Source organism: Leptospira neocaledonica (genome assembly GCF_002812205.1).
GTDB lineage: Bacteria > Spirochaetota > Leptospiria > Leptospirales > Leptospiraceae > Leptospira_B > Leptospira_B neocaledonica.
The window spans coordinates 221,925-243,288 of the sequence record NZ_NPEA01000004.1; the positions used below are offsets into that span (position 1 = coordinate 221,925).

A 21,364-nucleotide genomic window follows, 5' to 3' on the forward strand; every position below is an offset into this window, starting at 1 on the left:
TGTTTAATTATAGGACCTGTCTTTTTCACACAAGTGCCAGATTTTTTCTTGTCTGAAGGATCAGAAAAAGATACTAAACAGAACTCATGTCGTTTCAACTATTGGATCCCGAAAAGGGAATATTTCTCTCAGAAGCAGGTTCCACTAATACCATCCTAAAAGGAAAGGAATTCCCACCGGGTTCCTGGATCCTAGCGGATTTTCAATCTTCCGGAAGGGGTAGAAAAGGGAAAACATGGAGTATTTTGGGAGAAGAACCCTTTATCTTTTCCGGCAAATTTTCCTCTGATTCCAACTTATCTTCTCCCGGGTTATTCTCCTTATATGTTGGGGTTGCAGTCGCTAAGACGATTTTGTCTATATATCCTTCTGCCAGCAAAAAAGATCTGAGGATCAAGTGGCCGAACGATATCTATTTAAATGGAAAAAAAGTCTGCGGTATCTTAATAGAAACGGAAAAAGAAGGAGAAGTTTGGGATTGGATCCTCGGAATCGGGGTCAATTTGTTCGGCACTGAAATTCTGGATTATCTGAGTGATGCAGGGTTTATCACAGACGATGAAAACGAAAAAGGAAGAAGGAGCCGATTTTTAGAAACCTTACTTCCTCTTCTGAACGATGCAGTATTAGCAATTTCAGATGGAGAAAAAAGGATAGAATTTATAAATGAAAAACTCCTCTGGAAAGGAGAAACCATTGCATGGACGGAAAGCGGGGAGCAAAAAACCGCAACCCTCCTTGGAGTGAATGAAGAAGGAAAATTATTAGCCCGGACCTCGGTCGGAAACATGGTCGAATTCATTGACAGCCCCGAGGATTTTAGGTCCTTGGGATAGAATGATCTTAGTAATCGACGTTGGGAATACCAACACGGTCTTCGGTATTTATAGGAACGGTTCCAAAGAACCGATTTTCCATAGAAGAACAGTCACTCGAAGAGATAGAACCTCCGACGAAATGGGACTTTATCTCAAGGGCTTCCTCCGAGAATTCGAAATAGATAGCAGCCAAATTGTTGGTGGAATTTATTCTTCTGTGGTTCCTACGTTGAATCCAATCATAGAAAGAATGATCAATGATTGGTTCCAAATAGAACCGATCAGAGTTCAGTACCAAATGAAGTTGCCTTTCGGGATCAAATATCCCAGACCTTTCGAGATAGGCGCAGACAGACTAGTAAATGCTGCAGCCGCAGTAAAAGATCATCCGGGAAAATCAATCATCATAGATTTAGGAACTGCTACTACATTCTGCGTAGTGGATGATACTCCTGATTATTTAGGAGGAGTGATCGCACCTGGACTCAAAGGTTCTATGGACGCTTTGACCAGAAACACAGCTCAATTACCTCCGATCGTATTCCAGGCTCCTTCTAAAATATTAGGAGATTCTACTATAGAATCCATACAGGCAGGATTTTTCTTCGGATGGATAGGACTTTTAGAAGGGATCATCAAAGAAGTCAGAGCGGCTCATGGAAACGATTATAGAGTAATCGGGACTGGCGGACTTGTAACAACCATCCACGCAGCAAATCCTAAAATTTTCGATAAGATAGAACCCCTACTTACTTTAAGGGGACTGCAAATATTATACGAAGATAATACAAAATGAATTTCTTGATCGTAGGGTTAGGAGGGTTTTTAGGATCAGTTTGCAGATATATGATCTCTCAAACGATCGCTAAAGAATCCAGCCCATTTCCTATTTCCACATTTACAGTAAACATCCTAGGTTCTCTGTTGATCGGAATATTTTATGGACTATCTCAAGGAAAAATTTCGGAAGAAATTAGACTATTTGCAACGGTAGGTTTTTGTGGAGGATTTACAACCTTCTCCGCATTCGCTTTAGAAAACCTGAAATTTTTACAATCAGGAAGCTATTTTAGTTTTTTTGCATATATATTACTCAGCACGACAATTTGTATCGCTGCCGTGCTTTTAGGTGTATATCTAAGTAAATAAGAAAATATCGCTCTTAGGGAAGACGAATCTCTTTTTTAAGGCCGCCCTTAGATCCGCGTAAGGTTTTAGTTTCAGGATCAATCTCAGAAAGAGAATCATATTCTATCTGAACTACAATCTTTCCGGTTTTATCGATCAGACCGTATTTTCCACCTTCGATAGTAGAATGTTCTCCATCGCTAATCGACTTACAATCGTTACATACGATCGAGAAACCTTCTTGGATCGGAAAAGCAAAATCATAATTTGCAGGAATTACCTTTTTACAGGATGCGTCGAAGAATCCGAATTTAGACCCTTCTACAAATCGAGCTAAACCTTCTGAAAAATAATCCGGACCATTATCGAAAGTAAAGACATTCAATAAGACCTTGTTTTGAGGATCTATACAAACCCATCCGTCTTTACCAAAGGAAAAGCCTACACCATTCTCATTAAAATCATGAGCGAGTGCATATTGAGGAGAGATTAGGACTTTTCCGTTCTGGTCCTTATAACCATAAACATCATTCTCTTCGAAAGCAGTTAATTGTAATTTTTTAGAGCAGAAAACCAGCAAAGGCAAAAAAGCCAAAATTACAAGAGGCATAAATTTTCGATCCATAGATTCTCCAATAGTTCATTTTTTCTTAAAAGAGCCGCTCATCGCGAAGCCTACATAAGCAGACGCAATAGCATCCCAAGAATCATCATGCCCAGTTAAATTTTCGAGACCCAAAAGAAGTTTAAGAGCAGCTTTAATATCTTTTTTGTCTGCGGTCCCGCTTCCAGTAGTTCCTTTTTTGATCTGAGAAGCAGTCGGCTCGACTACTGGAATATTATGTTCTCCTAATGTTAGAAGAACGACTCCCCTCGCCTCATAAACTTTAGCGGCCGTCGTTCTATTTTTGGCAAAAAACAACTCTTCCACGGAAGCTAGATCCGGATGATACTCATCCAAGATCGCGTCCAACTGTCTGCGAATAGCGATTAAATTGACAGGACTTTTCGTTCCACTTGGAACTTCTATTGTGCCGTAAGTGAGAACATGAATTACAGACTTATCTTTTTTGAGAACGGAATATCCTAGACGATGGGACCCAGGGTCTATTCCTAAAATTTTCACTAAAAAGACTCCTGAGTTAAAATTTTGCTCTACGTTGTAGGAACTCCTACATGAGTAAAGGGGCGCCCCCGCCCAGCTTCGGGTGGGGGGAGTGGCTTGTGGGAGAGCTAATTCCCCATTATCATAAATCCTTCAAACCAGCAATAGAATTTTCTTGCACAAAACCTTGTAGGAATTCCAACAAAGCCTCGGCAATCACCGATCCCCAAAAAAGGAAGAAGAAGCGCGAAGAAAAAATCTCAGCCGAATTCTTTTTCCAATTCCGGCGAAAGCTCGAAATTGGAGTTCACACCTTGAACATCATCATGACCTTCCAAGTTGTCGATCAACTTCATTACTTTTTCCGCAATCTCCTTGTCGGAAACTTCTGCACCGACTAAGGCCACAAATTTGATCTCGGACTCTTCGGATTTAATTCCTTTATCGGTCAAGGCCGTTTGGACTGCTTCATAATCGTCCGGAGAAGTCACTACTCTAAAAACTTCTCCCTCGTTTTGAACATCTTCAGCACCTGCTCCAACTGCTAATTCGAATAATTCCTCTTCGGAAATTTGATCGGAAGGAATTACGATAATCCCTTTTCTTTCGAAAAGGCGACTAACGCTACCGGTAGTTGCCAAGGATCCGCCTAACTTAGTAAGAATACTTTTGATTTCCGGAGTTGTCCTAGATTTTTTATCCGTTACCGCCTCTACCATAATAGCAGTTCCGCCTGGTCCGAAACATTCATACAGGCATTCTTCGTATACAATGCCTTCCAATTCTCCGGTACCTTTTTTAATGGCCCTGTCGATATTGTCCTTAGGCATATTACTGGCCTTTGCCTTCAATACCGCAAGTCTAAGTCTCGGATTGGTATTAATGTCCCCTCCACCCATACGCGCCGCAACAGTGATCTCCTTGACCACCTTGGTGAAAATCGCCCCTCTTTTAGAATCGATAGCGTCTTTTTTGCGTTTAATCGTTGCCCACTTACTATGCCCGGACATCGGATTTCCCCTTACATTTAAGAATAGATCACTTAAAAAATATATTAGATCAAAAACGGGAACGCAGGCTAAAAACCTGTCCCACTTTTTCAACAAAACCCGGTTTTTCCAGTCTGTCCATCCTTTTTGGGCTTCCCCATTCTCCGGAGAAATCAAAGCAAAAAGTCCACTGCCTCCAACAAACTCAAAGCCCAAAGGACCACAAATCGAAAGAAACCGAGAGTATATTATAAATTTATAAAATATGCGGACGGCTCCCTCGCGAACAACCCAAAGGCATCGCAAACAACCTGCAAAGCTCGGGCCGCGCTGCTACAGGTTCGCGCAAAAGCGCTCATCCGGGCGAACCCGGACTAAAGCCCTGCGCATCGCTGCCGCAATTGTAAGCGTAAAAATCTCTGTGAATGAGGACTCTTTTTTAAAAAAAGATCTCCCCACCCTGCCTTGGGTGGGGGCCGGTACGGTGGTACCCCAAAAAAACTTTCGAACAAACAAATCGTTTTGATTTCGCCTTGTGGCTCATCCGGCCTTGATTCTCTCGACCAGCGACTCGTTGAAACGGCGCCCTCTCGCTCCCTATGGGTCGCTCCGAAGGGCCCGCGACACTCAGAATCATGGCCTTTATCACAATTCTCCACAAAAATCAATCAAATATGATCTCCTACATGTTGGAATTCCAACATGATTTTCAGTTGCAAAATAAATTTCCAAACTTCTTCCGACCTCACATATTTCGCATAACGTATATCAGTTTATTAGTAATTTTGTACAAAAAATCCAAGCGTTATTAATAACAATTGTTTTACATAAAACGATCCATTCGTCCCCCAATACGATCTCTTTGTCCCTAATAAATTGACTAGTTTTAGAACCTGGAGTAAACTCCCGCGTATGCGAATCCTAATCGTAGAAGATGATATATTGTCCTCTCGTTGTTTGGAAATCTTAGCGAAAGAATTTTTGAATGAACGGATACAAAGTATTCATGCAGTTTCTGATCCCGAATCTGCAGCTGAATTTATACGCAAAAATCCTCTGGATTTATTATTCTTGGACATTAATCTCCAAGGAGAAACTGGTTTTAAACTTTTAGAAATCGAAAGTAGAAGTTTTTTTCAGACAATCATTGTATCTTCCGAGAGAGACAACGCAGTAAAAGCTTTCGAATTTTCCGTGTTGGATTTCCTACCAAAACCGATCACAAGAGAAAGATTCGGAATCTCTATCCAAAGATACCTTTCATCCAATCCTAATACATTCTCTCCAAAAGGAATTCCTCTCAAAAAAGAAGAAGGGATCAATCTGATAGAGCCAGAGAATATAGTTTTTGCAAGATCGGAAAGAAATTATACCAGATTATTTACTAAAGATGGAAACGTGGAGAAGGTCCGAAAAACTTTAGACCAACTCCAGAAAGATTTAGAAGGCCATGGATTTTTCAGAGCCCACCGAAGTTATCTGGTCCGATTGGAGGAGGTCAAAAAGATCTTATTCAAAACACCTACTACTTACCGACTACTATTGCATACTGATCACAATATTCCTGTTAGTCGATCCCAGGGAAGTAAACTCCTCTCTTTATTCAAAAACTCGAATCATAAGGTTTTAGGTTTATTGTGAAACATTTCTACGTTGCCATTCGATTTCGGACCAAGAACTTTCTATTATTTATAAAGAGACATTTTCAGATCCTAAGAGAGCTCAGAAGTAACGAAGAATTTATCCGATCCGCTTACTTCGAAGTGTATTTAATCCTCAGATATCTTTTTCCATTCTTATTCGTAGTTTATATTCCCTTTGCCGTCCTAGATTGGACCGACTTTCTCAAAAACTCCGGATATTTTCCTCTCTTAATTTATAACTCTGTTTTTATTCCAGGCTGTTTTCTTTTTACCGCTCTTTTGAATTTTCCCATTCTAAAAAGTGAAAACAGTAGAAGATGGCTCACGGTAGCAGGAACCTTATTCTTAACGTCCGCAGGCACGGCGATGAACCTGCTCATCTTTCAATTTGGGACGGATATTTCCTTATTCGCATTTACTCAATTAGGAATAGCCGTTCTTCTTCGTTATCCTGATAAAACGAAGAAAATTATCTATTTCACAAATTACGCAGTGTTCTTCGCTGCTATGTTTTGGTTGGGCAAGAACTCGTCCTTTTTGATCCAAAATTTTTTCTTCACAATGGTCATGACTATCCTATTGGACCTGATCAGTTTTCTTACTAAGGTTAATTCATTTCATAAGGAACAATCTATCCGAGATCTGAATCGGAAATTGGTAATGGAATCGATCAGAAAATCTGAAATTTTAAGAATCGCAATCCATGATCTCAAAAGTCCTGTCACAGGAATCTTAAGTTTAGTAGGTCTTTATACGAGAGAACCGAGCCATATTTCTCCTTCTAATAAGATCGCTTCTTCCTATGCAGATCCTCCTGAAATTCTGGATCATATCGATAGAACTTCTCGTAAAATTTTAGAATCGATAGAAGACGTTTTATATCTCGCAAGTTCCGGTGACATAGAAACCATCGAGAACCAAACCCAAAAATTAGATCCGGAGTTATTATTAAAATCGGTAGCATGTAATCTAAACTTCTTATTCTCCTCAAAAAACATAAAGGTAAGAGATGAACTATCAGAGCACAATATTTACTTTCAGGCAAATCCGCAAATATTGTATAGAGTATTCGATAATCTTTTAAGTAACGCCGCCAAATTTTCTCCGGAAAGTTCAGAAATTTCCCTCAAAAGCGAACTCGTTTCGGAATTACATGAAAAAATCCTAATCATCAAAATAGAAGATTCAGGACCAGGGTTCCAACCCGAAGACGAAAAAAATATGTTCAGGGAATTTTCCATTCTCTCTGCAAAACCTACTGGCTCCGAATCTTCTAGTGGGATCGGACTAGCATTAGCTAAAAAATTATTAGATAGAATGGGAATCCGTATTCGCCTAGGCAATTCCGAAACACTCGGAGGAGCCAAGGTAATATTAGAATTTCCGCAATCAAAAGCGAAATAGGGAGTTAAGAACTGGAGGCAAATCAAAATGAAAGATGTGAAGAGAATATGGTTAGGGGGAATAGTACTAGCGTTATCCGTAACGTCATTCTACTGTAGTCCCAACCAAAATACGAACAATGCACAAGACCTGGCTTTATTAGGAGGACTTTTAGAAACTCCGGAAAAAGGTGCGGGGAATCTGGCTGGATTAGATAACACGGATCCGAAAGCCCAGAATATTTTGGACGATCTAACGAGCGTTGTCTATGGTTCCTACGATGTAGTATACATTCCGGGAGCAGTATGCAGCAACGGAACACCTTATAAAATATTCGTGGATCGTGCTGATGGGATCTTGGATTGGATTTTAGGATATTCGAGCAGACTGTTGGTATATCTAGAACCTGGAGGAGCATGTTGGGATTACGAAAGTTGCACAGGGCAAACTGGTATCAGAGGAGCTGCAAATCCGAACGGTATTCCTGATAACCACATGAACTTCGGAGCGTTTATAGATCCGAATGTTCCTGGCGGAAGTCCGAATGCGGTAATCTCTCCGATCATATTAAGAAACCATCCGACTGGACAAAACGTTAAGACTTCTAATTGGAATAAGGTCTTTCTTCCATACTGCACCGGAGATGTGTATGCTGGTAATAAGGTCGCGACATATTCTGATCCTACCGGACAGAATCCTCCGATTACCTATCGCCACGTAGGCGCTAAGAATATGGAGCTGGTTATCAATTGGCTGAAGAATAACTTTAATAAGCCAAAAGAGATGCTCGTATCCGGATGTAGCGCAGGTGGAGCCGGATCTTTGATCAATTATCACTTCATTAGAAAAGCTTTAAGTCCTTCCAAAAGTTATCTATTGAATGATTCAGGCCCTATATTCCCTGCCCCTGGGTTTGGGAACCAATGGCCTTTGCATCAAAAGATCAAAGACGCTTGGAATACAGAGTATTTTATCGGTAAGGCCCAGCCGGATTTCCCTTCCGTGGATATCCGTGCGGATTATGGGAAGATCAGCGAGGCACTAGCCCAAAAATATCCGAGCGACAAATTGGCGATCACTCTATTCAGAAGGGATGCCAATTATTCCATGTATTCTTATGCAAGATTCTATGGATTGGATGAAAACAATCCGGCGGATAAGGAATACATCATTTCTACTCTATGGGGTCAAGACATCGAGAATTTGAAGGCTCAATACGATAGGTATCCGAATCTCGAATACTTTATACCGTATTACAGAAGTATCAATGATAGCCATTGTACTTCTATTGTGGAATTTACCGGAACAGAGATAGAAAATACCGGAATTACACTCGGGACCTTCATTAACGATTATCTGTTAGGAAGTTCTACGTTCAGAAGTTTCTTCGAAAGTGTGAATCCAAACGATGCAAACGTAACGAATTTCTGGTTCGCGTTAGTTAATCTCTTACTATGATCTCTCGGAAGAAGGCGGTGAATGCCGCCTTCTTTTTTTTCATTAATCCTTAAGCCGCTTTTTCTTCTTTTAGTGGAACTACATAGCCCCAGAAAAGAGCCATCGCTATTCCCGCAATGTACATCCAAATACTGAAGATCGCAGAAGGAAGAGCCACCTTAGGTCCAAAAAATTGGATCGCAAGAGTCATACCGAGAGTGGTATTCTGGATCGCAACTTCGATAGAGATCGTTCTTGCCTGCTTCTCCGCAATCCCAAGTACCTTAGGAAAAAGATAACCTGCTATAAATCCGAATGTATTATGAAGAATGACCGCAAGTCCTACTAAAAGAACCATTTCTATAAAATTGTCTCTGTTCTTATACGTTACAAAAGCAACTACGAAAACCAAGAAGAGAATCGAGAAAATTTTATAAGGAGTTTCAATCTTCTGAGCAATATTAGGAAACTTATGTTTTACTGCCATACCTATGGAAATCGGAAGCACTATAATCACTACAACAGTTTTGAGCATCTCCACAAAAGAGATCTGCATTACACTTGCGCCGGTTGGGTCCAATAAGGAACCGAAAAATGTAACAATCACCGGAGTAAGCAATGGACAAAGAAGTGTAGAGAGTGCAGTGATCACAACTGCAAGAGCAACATCTCCCTTTGCCAAATAATTAACCAAATTAGAAGTAGTTCCGCTAGGGCAAGATCCCACAAGAATAACGCCTAACGCGAGTTCGTATTCCAAACCTAAGATCAATACAACTGCGTAAGCAGCCAAAGGCATAATCACAAAATGACCCAAGGTACCGACCAAGGTTTGGAGAGGAGTTGTAAAAATCCGCCTAAAGTCTCCGATTGCCAGCCCGAAACCCATTCCGAGCATTACGATTGCTAAAAGAGCCGGAAGTAGCCCCTTTTCGACTGCACCTAATTGCATGTTTCTCTCCTTAACATAACACCTGTTTTATTATTTTTATCTCCGAGAAGAATCTCGGATTTTCTTTCCGGAAACGTATCTTACTGACCGGAAAGCCCTGGTATGAAAAGCTTTTTTTCTCATCGATCCAAAGAGGTTTCTAATCCCAAAGCCCTAGAGTTTTAATCAAATTGTCAAAAGAAAACAACTCGGATCTATTTTATAGAAGTATTAGATCCGGATGGGCAGAAAATTGCGATCGTCAAAAAGACAATTTATATTAGGAAACTGAATCCTTCTTTCCCCATAACTTCAAAACTATAAGTCCCGAAATTACTCCGAATATAAGGAAGATACCGCCTAATGAATATTTCAATTGTAGAATATAGCCTATACCAAAAAGCCAAGCATATAAGGAGAAGATTGCTAATAACCAGATCCGAATTCGGGAATAGAATTTTTTACGAGCAGAAACTCCACCCCATTTTCCCCAGAAACCGAAAGGGTGTAACTTAGCCACAAATGCATCTAACACCTGATCCGGAACGGGAGCAGTCAAGAAGGTCACTAAAATAGAAACGATCACACTTCCTAATGCAGTGAAGAATAAAAGATAATCTGCGTTTACATCCGGATATACTTTATATAAAATTAATGAAAGAACGAGAGCAGTTCCCATTCCGGATAATTCTGTCCATGCGTTTGGTCTCCACCAGATCCATCTTAAGATTTGAGGTAAACCTAAACCGGAGGCCATTGCCAAGAAAAACTTCCAAGCAGATGCAATAGAGTTCATCTGAGTTGCAACTAAGATAGCAATCCCTGCCATGAGAACTACTGCGATCCTTCCTGCAATGACTGTTTCTTTATTTCCTGCATTCGGTTTTAAAAATCTTAAATATAGATCGTTCACTAGATAGCTGGCACCCCAGTTAATATGAGTGTCCGCAGTGGACATGAACGCGGCCATCAAACTCACGAACACCAATCCCAAACAACCTGCAGGTAAAACGATTTTCATAAGCACTGGATACGCGATCTCTCTATCGGATTGAACAACCACACCTTCCGGTTGAAATAGATCCGCATCTTGTAAAGGAAATACTACCAAACATACCAACCCAGTCAGTACCCAAGGCCAGGTGCGTAAAATAAAGTTTGCGATATTAAACCAAAGAGAACCTAGTTCCGCATCCTTAGGAGTTTTTGCAGTATGTAATCTTTGAGCTAAATATCCGGATCCGTCTGAATGATATTGGATCCACCATTGCACACCGATGAATATTAGAAAAACTTGAAGAGGAAGTCCATGCTCTTCTTCCCCTATCCTTGGCCAAAATGAAACGATAGATTCTGATTTTCCTGGATATAATATTTCTAATTTGGAATATAGACCTTCTAAGCCGCCCACGTATTGGATCGCAAAAATCGCAAATACGATTGCACCGCCTATTCCCAAAGCAAACTGGAATAAGTCAGTCAGGATTACTCCTTGGATCCCACCCATACTGCTATAAAACACTACAACTGAGAAAAGAATAAGAACTGTGAGTGTAGTATTCAAATCTCCTAATATTAGAAAGTTCGGCCAGGCTTCCGAGATGGATCCGAAAACTTCTGCACCGAGTAATACGTTCCAATCCAAGAAGGGAGCAGTGATCTTGGACATTGCCTTAAAGACCCAGCCCAATATGATGGAATTAAAAAGAATACTTAAGAAGAAAGCCTTGGAGGCCCTGAGTATCGCGGCACCCGTTCCGGAGTATCGTAATTCTACGAATTCTACATCCGTAAGAACTTCTGCCTTTCTCCAAGAAGCTGCAAAGAATACCGTAATAATCAAATAACCGATTGCCCAGCTCCACCAAAGCCAGTTCCCGCCAACCCCGTCCATGGCCACCATTCCTGTGATGACCAAAGGAGTGTCCGCAGCAAATGTGGTCGCCACCATAGAAGTTCCGAGCCACCACCAAGGAAGTTTTCTGTCTGCGACGAAGTAGGAGCTCAAACTTTCTCCGGCCTTAGAGGAAAGAAGAAGCCCAGCCGAAAAAGCGAAAATGATATAGGCTAAGATTAGATACCAATCGATAGGAGAAAAAATGGGGCCCCCCTTCTCCCGAAGAAGGGAGAACTCTCCATAAAGATCGGCCGACTTTCCCTGAAAACAAGGATTCTTTCCCTTCCTTCTTATTTGATTTCTCTTGATCCCCGCTCCGAGCCCAAAAAGATGGTAGGCAGCGATGGCAAACATAATCGTTCAAAAGTACGGGGGAACATCTGTAGGATCTCCTGATCGCATCCGGAACGTAGCCGGAAGAATTAAACGTTATCATGAAGAAGGCAACCATGTTGTCGTAGTCGTTTCCGCAATGGGGCATACTACGGACGAGCTAGTGGATCTTGCCGATAAGATCACCAAAAATCCTCCGAAGAGAGAGATGGACATGTTATTGTCTACCGGAGAGCAGGTTTCGATCGCTCTTCTTGCAATGGCTCTTTGGGAAGCTGGAGTTCCTGCAAAATCATTCACAGGTTCTCAGATCAAGATGATCACTGATGGGAACTTCTCCAATGCAAAGATCCAAGGAGTGGATCGTTCTAGAATAGATGCGGCGTTAAACGAAGGGAACGTCGTGATCGTAGCAGGCTTCCAAGGGATAGATCAAAACGAAAATATCACTACCTTGGGAAGAGGTGGCTCGGATACTTCTGCGGTAGCGTTAGCTGCTGTGCTTGGCGCAAAAGAATGTGAAATTTATACAGATGTGGACGGAGTTTATACTGCGGACCCAAGAGTGGTTCCCCAAGCCACGAAACATTCTCAAATCACTTATGAGGAAATGTTGGAACTCGCAAGCTTAGGCGCAGGCGTTCTTCATTCCAGAAGTGTGGAATTAGGAATGAACTATGACGTGGTAATTCATGTACGTTCCAGCTTTAATAATAATCCGGGGACTTTGGTTGTAAACGAGGACAAAATTATGGAAAAATTGAAAGTAAGCGGAGTTACCGCAAAGAACGACCAAGCCAGAATTACAATCGCGGATGTTCCAGATAAACCTGGACTTGCCGCAGTTCTATTCGGAGACTTAAGCTCTAAAGACATTCTTGTAGATGTGATCGTTCAATCTTCTCCTTATAATGGAAGAAACACAATTTCTTTCACAGTTCCTAAAAAAGACCTAGGCCAAGCTCTTCCTATTTTGGAATCCTTCTCTAATTCTCAAGGAGCCAAAAAGCCTGAGATTAACGAGGAGATTTCTATCGTTTCTGCAGTAGGCATAGGCATGAAATCCCATGTAGGTGTGGCTGCTCAAATGTTCAAAGCTTTGGCGGAAAAAGAGATCAATATTGAAATGATCTCCACTTCTGAGATTAAAATCTCCTGTGTAATACCAAGAATTCATGCAGAAATTGCCGTAAACAAGATCCACGAGACCTTCGGGCTGTCGAAAAACGGTTGAACAGGAGAGGATCGGGAACATCCTTTTCCCTGTGTTAGGAATTTTTCCCGGATCCTCAGCTTCATTTTCGCGTAAATTCGCCTTATTCTCCGGTATAGTTTCTCTAAGTGTATTCACTTCAGAGATACGGCCTGCTGAATCCTTGAATAGGATTATCGCAACCGTCGGAAACCAGTCCATCAGCGAATTGGATTTTGACGACGCCCAAGATAAATACCAAAGGCTTACCAAGTACCTCAAAAACGAGGACATGAGAAAATCTCTCCGCACTAGAATCATAGATTTCTTGATAGATAGAGCTGTAGTGGATTCTATTTCCGAAGACGAATCCATTCAGGTGAACGAAAAAAGATTAGAGAGCGAGATCGAAAAAAGAATGGAGTTTATGGGGATCACTTCTCGTAAACAATTCGAAAAGGCGGTCGAATCCAGCTCCGGAATGTCTTATGAATTATGGTATACGGAACTTCCATACCAAATCAAAAAAACTCAGCTCATGCAGTACAAGGTGCCAAACCACCCTCCTTCCGATAAAGATATCCGTGCATGGTATGCTCAGAATAGAGAAAAAGTAGGATTCGAAGTACAATACAGACAGATCGCAATCTCTCCTAATAATGATTCCATTACGGAAGAATCCAGAATCCACAAAGAAGCAACCGAGATTAAAAAAAGCGTTTTATCCGATCCCGCGTCCTTCGGCTTGATCGCAGGTTCTCCCAGAAATACCGATGCAGGCTTAAGAGCCAGAAAAGGACTTATCGATTGGATCTCTTCTTTCGAATTATATAAAACAAACCGTTCCGTTGCTGTGGCATTATCCTCAGTACCTGTCGGTTCCGTTTCAGAAGTATTCAGAGACGAAAGAAAACGTTATTGTATCGTTAAAGTAGAAGGTAAAAGACCTACACCTTTGGAAAACGTACGCCAAGGAATTGTAAATCTTCTCAGCCGTGAAAAAGAAGATGAAAATTTTATAAAATGGGTAAGAGAATCCAGGTCAACTGTGCCGATACAGATCTTCGACGAAGCGTATAAAAAAGAGAATAAGATCCCGGACCAACAAGAACATTTCAACTTGGATTAAGTTCGGAAATTCGAAGCGAAACGGATCTCGAACAAAATATGAAATATCCTCCCCAAGCAGTCGTATTTTATCGTCCCGAAGATCTTATTTCCGTAAAGGGAAATATAGATCAGCAGACATCTCTTCTGTATTTAGAACTTACTCTTAAGAAATTATCCTCCGTCTTAAAAAATATCCCAGTATATTCTAATCGAAAATTCGGGGCAATTGATGAAGTTAAAAAGATCTGCAGCAAATTAGAATATTCTGATTTTATAATTTTAGAATCCGGATCGGAAACCGAATTTTTCTCTAAAATCTGTGAAGCGCTCCCCGCCTCCAGGACTGGAGATCCGGAATGGGATGAGACCTGCTTTTTGGTTTTCGACGGATTTGCGCCTATATTGGACCATACTCTTACGGAAGAATTGATACTTCGTCATGAAAAATATCTGGCACAGTATTCTTATTCGGAAAATCTTCCTCCAGGTATTGTGCCTAGAATTCTTTCCAGAGAATTTGTAAGAAGTCTTCCGACAGGTTATGCAGGCGGAACCCAGGACTTTTTAGCCAAGAATATCAATCAATTCGATACAGAAATTTTTTATACATCTCCTGATATCCGACAATGGAGATTAGACTTCTCCTCAAATAATCCTAGATCGTTCAGACTTTTATCTTCTTTTTTAAAGGAGAAGGAAAACTGGAAGTATGATGAAATCCAATCCTTTCTGATCTCCCGTCCTGAAATATTTCGCTCCGCTCCTAGTTATTACGAAATAGAATTGTATAGAGGCTGCGAATACGAATGTAATTTTTGCCCTAGACAAAATCTAAAACCGGAAGAAGATAATATCACTTTAGATCCTCGGATCTTAGACAAACTTTTATCCCAAGCGGAAACTTTAGGACTCCCTTATAGTGTATGTTTCGGTGGATTGGGAGAACCTAGTCTCCATCCGAATTTTTCAGAGTTAGTCCAAAAGTCTCTGACCTCTCCGAATCTAAAAGAACTGTTTATCGAATCCGCTTTGTATGGTGATCTCTCCGATTTTATTAAAATGCTTTCTTCTTTAAAAGAAGAAGAAAAGAAGAAGATCGCGTTGATCGTAAATCTAACCACCAGAGACAAAAAAGTTTATTCCGGACTTTATGGGAAAGACAACCTTGACAAGGTTTTACAAAATCTGACGGCAATTTCTCAGGTCTTACCTAAATCTTCTATCCATTTGCAATTCCTAAAAATCCAAGAAATAGATACGGAATTGGATTCCTGGTATGAACAGGCCCAAAAAGAAGGATACGAGATCATTTTACAAAAATATAATTCTTACTCGGATATTCTTCCTCAAAGGAGAGCCTCGGATCTTACACCTTTAGGTAGAGATTTTTGCTGGCATATCTCCAGAGATCTATATTTAAATGCGGACGGCCAAGTTTCTATCTGCAAACAAACTCCCGGTTCCAAAAAACATTCTATCGGAAATTTAAATCAAGACTCCTTGGAACAGATTTGGGCAAAAGGAAATCCATTTTTCACTTCTTCTGCAAAAGGAGAACATGAAACCATTCCTGCCCCTTGTATTTCCTGCGATGAGTGGTATACATTTAACGCCTAAACCTAAGGTCCGTTCTTTATTCGCTTTTATACAGGCGAGGACCGGATCCACAAGATTTCCTAAAAAAGTAATCCGTCCAATTCCTCCCAATTCGGACAAAACGATCTTGGATCATATTCATTCCAGGGTTCTAAAGATCTTACCGAATTCCAGGATCATATACCTAATCCCGGAAGGAGATTTAGAACTGGAGTCTTTTTTAGAGAAGAACGGAATGCACCACTTCTTCGGGCCTTTGGAAGATGTACGACAAAGGTATATTCTTGCTTCCGAAAAATTCAATGCGGATGCAATCCTTAGGCTAACTGGGGACAATCCATTTTATGACACGACTCATTTAGATTTACTCATCCAAACGTTCATAGAATCTGATTCTGATCTGGCCTATTTTAAAGGATTACCTCTTGGAACCGGAGGAGAAGTTTTTAGGACTTCTACACTTCTAAATCTTTCAAACTCACAACAAGAAGAAAGACATAAAGAACATGTAAGCCTTCATATAAAAGAAGATCCGAATTTATACAAAATTACCGCTATCCCTAGTCTACTGACAAAAGAAGAAGTTTCCAGGCTGGCAAATTTCAGACTAACTGTGGATACTCCTGAAGACTTTGAAACCGTCTCTGACTTACTTACTCAGAAATCGTTCGAGTCTATTGGCAATTTTAATACGAAAGAATTTTTAGAATGGGAAAAAGAATCACCTTCTTTATTCCAAAAGAACCTGGATGTTCCTCAGGTAAAATTCGCTCTTCCTTCTCCGAACCAAACATATAAAGGAAAAGTCGCAGTATTGGTCGCTCCCGCAAAGGAATTCGGTTCAGGACATTTTTCTAGGACTTCTCTTCTGTATTCTTTCTTACCGTATAGAGGCTGGGAGCCTGAATGGCTTTCTACATTTCCGAAAGACGGAGAATATAATATTCTTCTAATAGATTATAGGGATATTAAGATCCCGATCTCTTATCAAAAAACGAAAGTTTTACTCTTAGATCATTTCGGAGAAGATAGGAGCTTGTTGGCTCCCGAAGCCCGTGACTTGGTATTGGCCGATAACATAAACTTTAAAACGGACTATAAACGGAAATACGATTTTTGGGACCTTCTTCCCCATCCAGGGAACGATCGTAATTTTAACTGGGAGCAAATCCTAATCCCTCCGAATCTGATCTCAGCCGCAACAAACGAAGAAAAAAGTTCTCATAAAGAGTATGAAATCTTTTGTTACGCGGGAAACCTAGGAAAGGAAGAATCTGAAAATATAGATAGCTTCCTTGTCCAAAATTCCTCTAAAAAAAAGATCCGGATCGGAGGAACTCCTCCTCAAACAAACGAGATACAATATTATTCTAGACTTTCAAGAGTCCAATACTTGCAAACATTGAGATCTTCCGAAAAATTCTTGGGATATTTCGGCCAAAGTCTGTTCGAGGCCCTGTTCTTAAAAATCCCTTCTGCAACCTTCTCCATTTCGCCTATTCATAGGGAACTTTCTCATATTTTAGAAAAATATAATATTCCATTTACGGACTTGAGGCAAAAAGTCGAATTCTCTTTAGGAGCAAAGACGGTCGGAGAGAATGGATATAAAGTTTTGTTAGATAAAATAGATTCTATTATTTAAACTACTTAATCTAACAAAACTGTTAACTAAAATATTCTGACAAAAGATCTACAAAGTAGATATGAAGTAGAAACTTCTGATATCCGAATTACCTCTTGCATCGGTCACTTTCATTTCAAAAGTCCAACCTGGTCCCCACCAGAAAGTCGCAGGCCCCCACATATAACCGGTGTTAGTATTGTACTGTGTAGATCCAGCAGCTCCGGGAAGCCTTCCGCTCACTACAGACCATGTATATGGCGGAAGGCCATCGGTTGCAGTAAACTGATGTGACCAAGGAGCTAAATACATTCCCGCCCAACAAGCCGGCTGCCCAGGTGCTCCACAATTCGACGTAATTTGAGGAGGAGGAAATTCCGAATTCATTGTAATCAGAGTATTTCCGACATTAAGCCTGCCACACCCGTATTTCTCAATAGCAGCTGCAGTTGTTCCTAAACTAGTCGCATTATTGCAGATTTTTTCTTTTACAATACTCGGATGTAACTCGGGTCTTAAACTTAAAACAAGCCCTGCAAGAGCCGAAACCATTGGAGCCGCCATGGAAGTTCCGGCTGCATAAATATATGAATTTTGTAATGTAGTAGAGTATATGAGATCTCCTGGTGCAGCTACATCCACTTTTCCATAATTAGAAAAATACGTTAATTGGTTATAACTCCAACCGTAACTTAAAGCACTAACCGAAATCACTTCCGGAAAACTAGCAGGATAAGCACCTGGTGCCTCTGCAGTTCCAGGAAAAGGAGAAATTTTCTTGGTTTCATTTCCTGCGGAAGCAACTAAAACAATCCGCTTGGCATACGCATAAGCAACTGCATCCTTTTCAGTTTGGTGCGAGAAAATAGTGCGTAAACAACCCAACTGGCATATAAAAAAACCTTCGCCCCCCAAACTCATATTAATCACTTTTGCGCCACGTCTTGCCGCTTCCAAGATACCAGTTCCGACCTGAAGATCAGTAGTTCTTAAATCGTTTTCAGAAGCCCAATAATCAAAAACTGGAATAGAAAGGATTTTACTATTCCAATTTAACCCCACTCCTCCTAGACTATTATTAGCAGTTGCGCCTATAATTCCTGCAACGTGAGTCCCATGAAAAGAAGAGTAATATAAAGGAAGTTTTGGAATAAAACTCGGACCCAATACGGTCTTTAAATAAGGAACGACTAAAATAGTCTTATCCCATACTAAGAATAACGTGTCCGTCACCAATCGAATGGAAGGGCCTTGGATTACTCGTCCCGCCAAATCAGGATGCCCATCGTCAATACCGGTATCTATAACTGCAATTGTGATATCTGGACTACCTTTGGTAATGTCCCAGCCATCATATGCACGAATCGGATCCAAATATTTTACCTGCTCTCTTCCGAATCCGCCGTATTTGTTTGCAGCCGGATCATTTGGAACAGTTTCGCTGGAATCCACAAAATTATTTAAACTAACCGATTCTACATTCGGATCCGCAGAAAGTTCAAATAATGCTTCGAGAATATCACGATCCTCCTTGAAGACCAAAAGATACGTTCGATCTAATCCGACAGCGGAACTTGCTTCCGTGTCCAGCTCTCCTAAGGAATCCGAAATTGGAAATATCTCACCGCATTCATATTTTTTCAGGATTAGGTCCGTGGATTCCAAACCGACAACTGCATATCCTTCCTCGCTAAAACTTTTCGTTATTACCGTTTTGAATTTTACGATAGCTAAGCCTTGCACGAAAGGGAGTGAAAGATTCGATTCTTTAAGACTAATTTGGGGAGTAAATGTGTATCCCTGACCGTCTATAAAAATAAGAGAACTAAAATCCGTTTCCAACATCAGATTTGTAGAAAGTCCGGTAACCAATTCAAAGGGAGAAGTTTGTTTTATGATAATTTCTTCGTTACCCGAAATAGTGACGGTGTATTCCTGACCGGACTTAACCGCCTTTCCTTCTAAATCCGATAATCTTAATTTAATTTGTTTATAAAAACCGGAGCCTATTGTTAATTTTTTTAAAAGTAACGCCGGATTTGCTTGGGCTTGTATCAAGTCGACAGACAATGCACTTGTAGCTTGAATCGTACTCTCGCCGGAAGAAGAAACGACTTCGATTTCCTTTAAATCAATCCATAATTGATCAGGCAAAGCTGAAGAACTTTCTGTAGAAACACCCATACTTACGGAAAGTCTAGAAGTTTGAGGGGCTCCCGGATTAATTTGGTAAGCTCCGGATCGGATCTTGTCCGCATACATATTAACTACTTCTTCAGAAGCGTTTACATTTCCGGAATTCTTTTGGCCTACGGATAAATTAAACGAAAAAATAGAATTAAGCCAATCGCCCTGGCTAATAGGCTTATTACAAGAAACCGCAAATAAAACGATACATACAAGCGCTGGTTTCAAAAATCTTTTCGTCATATTTTCACCTTTAACATTCGGTTAAACTTACTTTCAATTAACCGAAGTTGAACCCTTCAATTACCTTATCCGTCACAATTCCAACTAAGGCAAATATGTCTAAAAAAAAGCAGAATTTCGTTTTTTTAAATGCGTCTGATAGATGACATAGCAAACACGTTAGGCAAAAACCTACCCCTTTTGGGATAAATCATAAGGATTGAAATGTAAGCCGACGAACTATTCAAAAACATTAAAAAAATATTATATTCTAAAAATCTATCCTCCTAATTAATCGATTAAGTCAATTTCGCCTAACGTTAAAAACCGAGGGCAGCGTATTCTTTGAAAACGACTTGGAATTTAGATTCCGCCCTTCTCAAGACTAAATATTTCAAACTCGACCGACCGCCGGTTTTTCCGCCAGAAAGTCAGGAAACATTTTTCATTTTATTTGTTTCCTTTGTTGATTTTTTTGACCGTTGTTTTGAAATATGTTTGACCGACGCATAGTCGGATGTATTGTCAAAACCGACTAACGGTCTATACCGACCGTCGGTTTAGCAGGAGGAACCACGATGATCCCAGCAAAAATCTCCACAAAAGAAAGAATTCTCAACGAATCTAGACGGCTATTCTTCGAAAAAGGGTACGAAACCACATCCATTCAGGACATTCTATCCGCTTTAGATATAGCTAAAGGAACCTTTTACCACCATTTTCAATCCAAAGAAGAACTTTTAGAAGAGATCGCAGTTCAATTCGCAAAAGAAGCGCATGCAGCAATGCAAGCAGAGATTGGAGATTTGGGATTAGAAGGAACCGGCCTAGATAAACTCCGCCGAGCACTCATAGTTGCAAGAAACTGGAAAAAAGGTAAGGCAGAAGAAGTCCGCTTCCTCTTAGAATCCCTTTTCTCCGCCAGCAATCTTCAATTGAGAGATAAAATCAGACGCAAATCCGTGGACTTAAGTTTTCCGTTGTTTGCTTCTTTAATCGTAGAAGGCCAGCAGGACGAATCACTCAAAAGTGCATTAAGAGCGGATCACCTGACTTCCATTATTTTCGACCTAAGCGATGCTTTGGGTGAAAAAGTTGCTTTCTATCTTTTAGGAAGAAGTAAAGAATCCGAAGCCGATATCTACGACTTGATGCTTTCTTATCATAAAACGATAGAAGATCTGCTCGGCTGCCCGGAAGGCGGATTAGATTATTTTAGCAGAGAAGATTGGAGCGAGCTCGCTCAACTTTTCAAAGGTGGTGCGGTTTCTGCTCCAAGCTTGGAACCTTTACCATTGGTTGCGAACGCAGGTTAAGTGAAATAGGGTCCTGCCCCTAGGACAAAATATGTTACTTTATGCTTTAGTTCCTACACTCCCCAGATTGGATTCAAATTCAAATCCGGACGTAGAGGATTATTTAGAAAAAACTCCTTCCATAAGGAGTGAAAAATTAAAGGATTTGGTGGATTCGATCCGGGAAGAATTTTCGGATCTGAGAGAAAGTCTGAAATATGGAATGCCTACTTTCGAAAGGAATGGGCGATGGGTCGCATTCTCGAACCATAAAAACCATCTTTCAGTCTATTTCTGCGAAGAATCTTTTGTAAGGGCATTTCGTGCCAAGTTTCCAAAATCGGAAAACGGCAAGAACTGTGTGTTGATCAAGGACAAGGAGAAGTTCCCTTCTTCTTATCTGAAAACATTGCTCAAAAAGACCTTACAATAAGGAAAGATCAGTTCTCTAACTATCTCACTAATAAAATAGGT

At 40.5% G+C, this 21,364-nt stretch carries 18 protein-coding genes; 12 read left to right on the forward strand and 6 right to left on the reverse strand.

What is annotated here, in order from left to right; genetic code table 11:
* Nucleotides 1–86: 86 nt before the first annotated feature.
* Genes CH365_RS08120 through crcB form a run of 3 tightly spaced genes read left to right on the forward strand, consistent with a single transcriptional unit; the run spans nucleotide 87 to nucleotide 1,967 of the window.
* The gene (locus CH365_RS08120) at nucleotides 87–836 is read left to right on the forward strand and encodes a biotin--[acetyl-CoA-carboxylase] ligase (protein ID WP_100768079.1); all 750 of its coding nucleotides are present in this window, start codon (nucleotides 87–89) and stop codon (nucleotides 834–836) included.
* Between the two features lies 1 nt (nucleotide 837).
* Nucleotides 838–1,614 (forward strand): type III pantothenate kinase, encoded by a 777-nt coding sequence (locus CH365_RS08125; RefSeq protein ID WP_100768080.1) that lies wholly within the window; start codon nucleotides 838–840, stop codon nucleotides 1,612–1,614.
* A complete protein-coding gene (gene crcB / locus CH365_RS08130) occupies nucleotides 1,611–1,967 on the forward strand; it encodes a fluoride efflux transporter CrcB (RefSeq protein WP_100768081.1) in 357 nt (118 codons plus the stop codon). The genes CH365_RS08125 and crcB overlap by 4 nt, the downstream gene beginning before the upstream one ends.
* Nucleotides 1,968–1,980: 13 nt before the next feature.
* On the opposite strand, the gene CH365_RS08135 is transcribed toward crcB, so the two are convergent.
* The 3 genes from CH365_RS08135 to CH365_RS08145 form a co-directional block, all read right to left on the reverse strand.
* Nucleotides 1,981–2,571 carry a WG repeat-containing protein gene (locus CH365_RS08135; protein ID WP_100768082.1) on the reverse strand — a complete coding sequence of 197 codons (591 nt, stop codon included), beginning with the start codon at nucleotides 2,569–2,571 and terminating at the stop codon, nucleotides 1,981–1,983.
* Between the two features lie 15 nt (nucleotides 2,572–2,586).
* Nucleotides 2,587–3,072: a crossover junction endodeoxyribonuclease RuvC gene (locus tag CH365_RS08140; RefSeq protein ID WP_100768083.1), complete on the reverse strand. Its 486-nt coding sequence runs from the start codon at nucleotides 3,070–3,072 to the stop codon at nucleotides 2,587–2,589.
* A 239-nt stretch (nucleotides 3,073–3,311) separates the two neighbouring features.
* Nucleotides 3,312–4,061 (reverse strand): YebC/PmpR family DNA-binding transcriptional regulator, encoded by a 750-nt coding sequence (locus tag CH365_RS08145; protein ID WP_100768279.1) that lies wholly within the window; start codon nucleotides 4,059–4,061, stop codon nucleotides 3,312–3,314.
* 891 nt (nucleotides 4,062–4,952) lie between these two features.
* On the opposite strand from CH365_RS08145, the gene CH365_RS08150 reads away from it, so the two are divergent.
* Genes CH365_RS08150 through CH365_RS08160 form a run of 3 tightly spaced genes read left to right on the forward strand, consistent with a single transcriptional unit; the run spans nucleotide 4,953 to nucleotide 8,524 of the window.
* Nucleotides 4,953–5,681, forward strand: coding sequence for a LytR/AlgR family response regulator transcription factor (locus tag CH365_RS08150; protein WP_100768084.1), 729 nt, complete (start codon nucleotides 4,953–4,955; stop codon nucleotides 5,679–5,681).
* Nucleotides 5,678–7,087: a sensor histidine kinase gene (locus tag CH365_RS08155; RefSeq protein WP_100768085.1), complete on the forward strand. Its 1,410-nt coding sequence runs from the start codon at nucleotides 5,678–5,680 to the stop codon at nucleotides 7,085–7,087. The genes CH365_RS08150 and CH365_RS08155 overlap by 4 nt, the downstream gene beginning before the upstream one ends.
* A gap of 27 nt (nucleotides 7,088–7,114) precedes the next feature.
* Entirely contained in the window at nucleotides 7,115–8,524 is a 1,410-nt protein-coding gene (locus CH365_RS08160; protein ID WP_100768086.1) for a pectin acetylesterase-family hydrolase, read from the forward strand.
* Nucleotides 8,525–8,573: 49 nt separating this feature from the next.
* On the opposite strand, the gene CH365_RS08165 is transcribed toward CH365_RS08160, so the two are convergent.
* Nucleotides 8,574–9,455, reverse strand: a complete 882-nt coding sequence (locus CH365_RS08165; RefSeq protein ID WP_100768087.1) for a bile acid:sodium symporter family protein — start codon at nucleotides 9,453–9,455, stop codon at nucleotides 8,574–8,576.
* 259 nt (nucleotides 9,456–9,714) lie between these two features.
* Nucleotides 9,715–11,535, reverse strand: coding sequence for a sodium:solute symporter family protein (locus CH365_RS08175; protein WP_208861187.1), 1,821 nt, complete (start codon nucleotides 11,533–11,535; stop codon nucleotides 9,715–9,717).
* Nucleotides 11,536–11,674: 139 nt separating this feature from the next.
* Between CH365_RS08175 and CH365_RS08180 the strand changes: the two genes are divergently transcribed.
* The 4 genes from CH365_RS08180 to CH365_RS08195 are packed head-to-tail and all read left to right on the forward strand — an operon-like array spanning nucleotide 11,675 to nucleotide 17,207.
* Nucleotides 11,675–12,898 carry an aspartate kinase gene (locus tag CH365_RS08180; RefSeq protein ID WP_100768089.1) on the forward strand — a complete coding sequence of 408 codons (1,224 nt, stop codon included), beginning with the start codon at nucleotides 11,675–11,677 and terminating at the stop codon, nucleotides 12,896–12,898.
* A gap of 40 nt (nucleotides 12,899–12,938) precedes the next feature.
* On the forward strand, nucleotides 12,939–13,985 hold the full coding sequence (locus tag CH365_RS08185; protein ID WP_425268546.1) for a putative peptidyl-prolyl cis-trans isomerase: 1,047 nt from the start codon (nucleotides 12,939–12,941) through the stop codon (nucleotides 13,983–13,985).
* A gap of 38 nt (nucleotides 13,986–14,023) precedes the next feature.
* Nucleotides 14,024–15,583: a spiro-SPASM protein gene (locus tag CH365_RS08190; protein WP_100768091.1), complete on the forward strand. Its 1,560-nt coding sequence runs from the start codon at nucleotides 14,024–14,026 to the stop codon at nucleotides 15,581–15,583.
* Nucleotides 15,558–17,207: a cytidylyltransferase domain-containing protein gene (locus tag CH365_RS08195; protein WP_100768092.1), complete on the forward strand. Its 1,650-nt coding sequence runs from the start codon at nucleotides 15,558–15,560 to the stop codon at nucleotides 17,205–17,207. The genes CH365_RS08190 and CH365_RS08195 overlap by 26 nt, the downstream gene beginning before the upstream one ends.
* Before the next feature lie 48 nt (nucleotides 17,208–17,255).
* On the opposite strand, the gene CH365_RS08200 is transcribed toward CH365_RS08195, so the two are convergent.
* On the reverse strand, nucleotides 17,256–19,616 hold the full coding sequence (locus CH365_RS08200; RefSeq protein ID WP_125226302.1) for a S8 family serine peptidase: 2,361 nt from the start codon (nucleotides 19,614–19,616) through the stop codon (nucleotides 17,256–17,258).
* Between the two features lie 557 nt (nucleotides 19,617–20,173).
* On the opposite strand from CH365_RS08200, the gene CH365_RS08205 reads away from it, so the two are divergent.
* Nucleotides 20,174–20,911 carry a TetR/AcrR family transcriptional regulator gene (locus CH365_RS08205; protein ID WP_100768093.1) on the forward strand — a complete coding sequence of 246 codons (738 nt, stop codon included), beginning with the start codon at nucleotides 20,174–20,176 and terminating at the stop codon, nucleotides 20,909–20,911.
* A 31-nt stretch (nucleotides 20,912–20,942) separates the two neighbouring features.
* On the forward strand, nucleotides 20,943–21,323 hold the full coding sequence (locus CH365_RS08210) for an iron chaperone (protein ID WP_100768094.1): 381 nt from the start codon (nucleotides 20,943–20,945) through the stop codon (nucleotides 21,321–21,323).
* Nucleotides 21,324–21,364 lie beyond the last annotated feature (41 nt).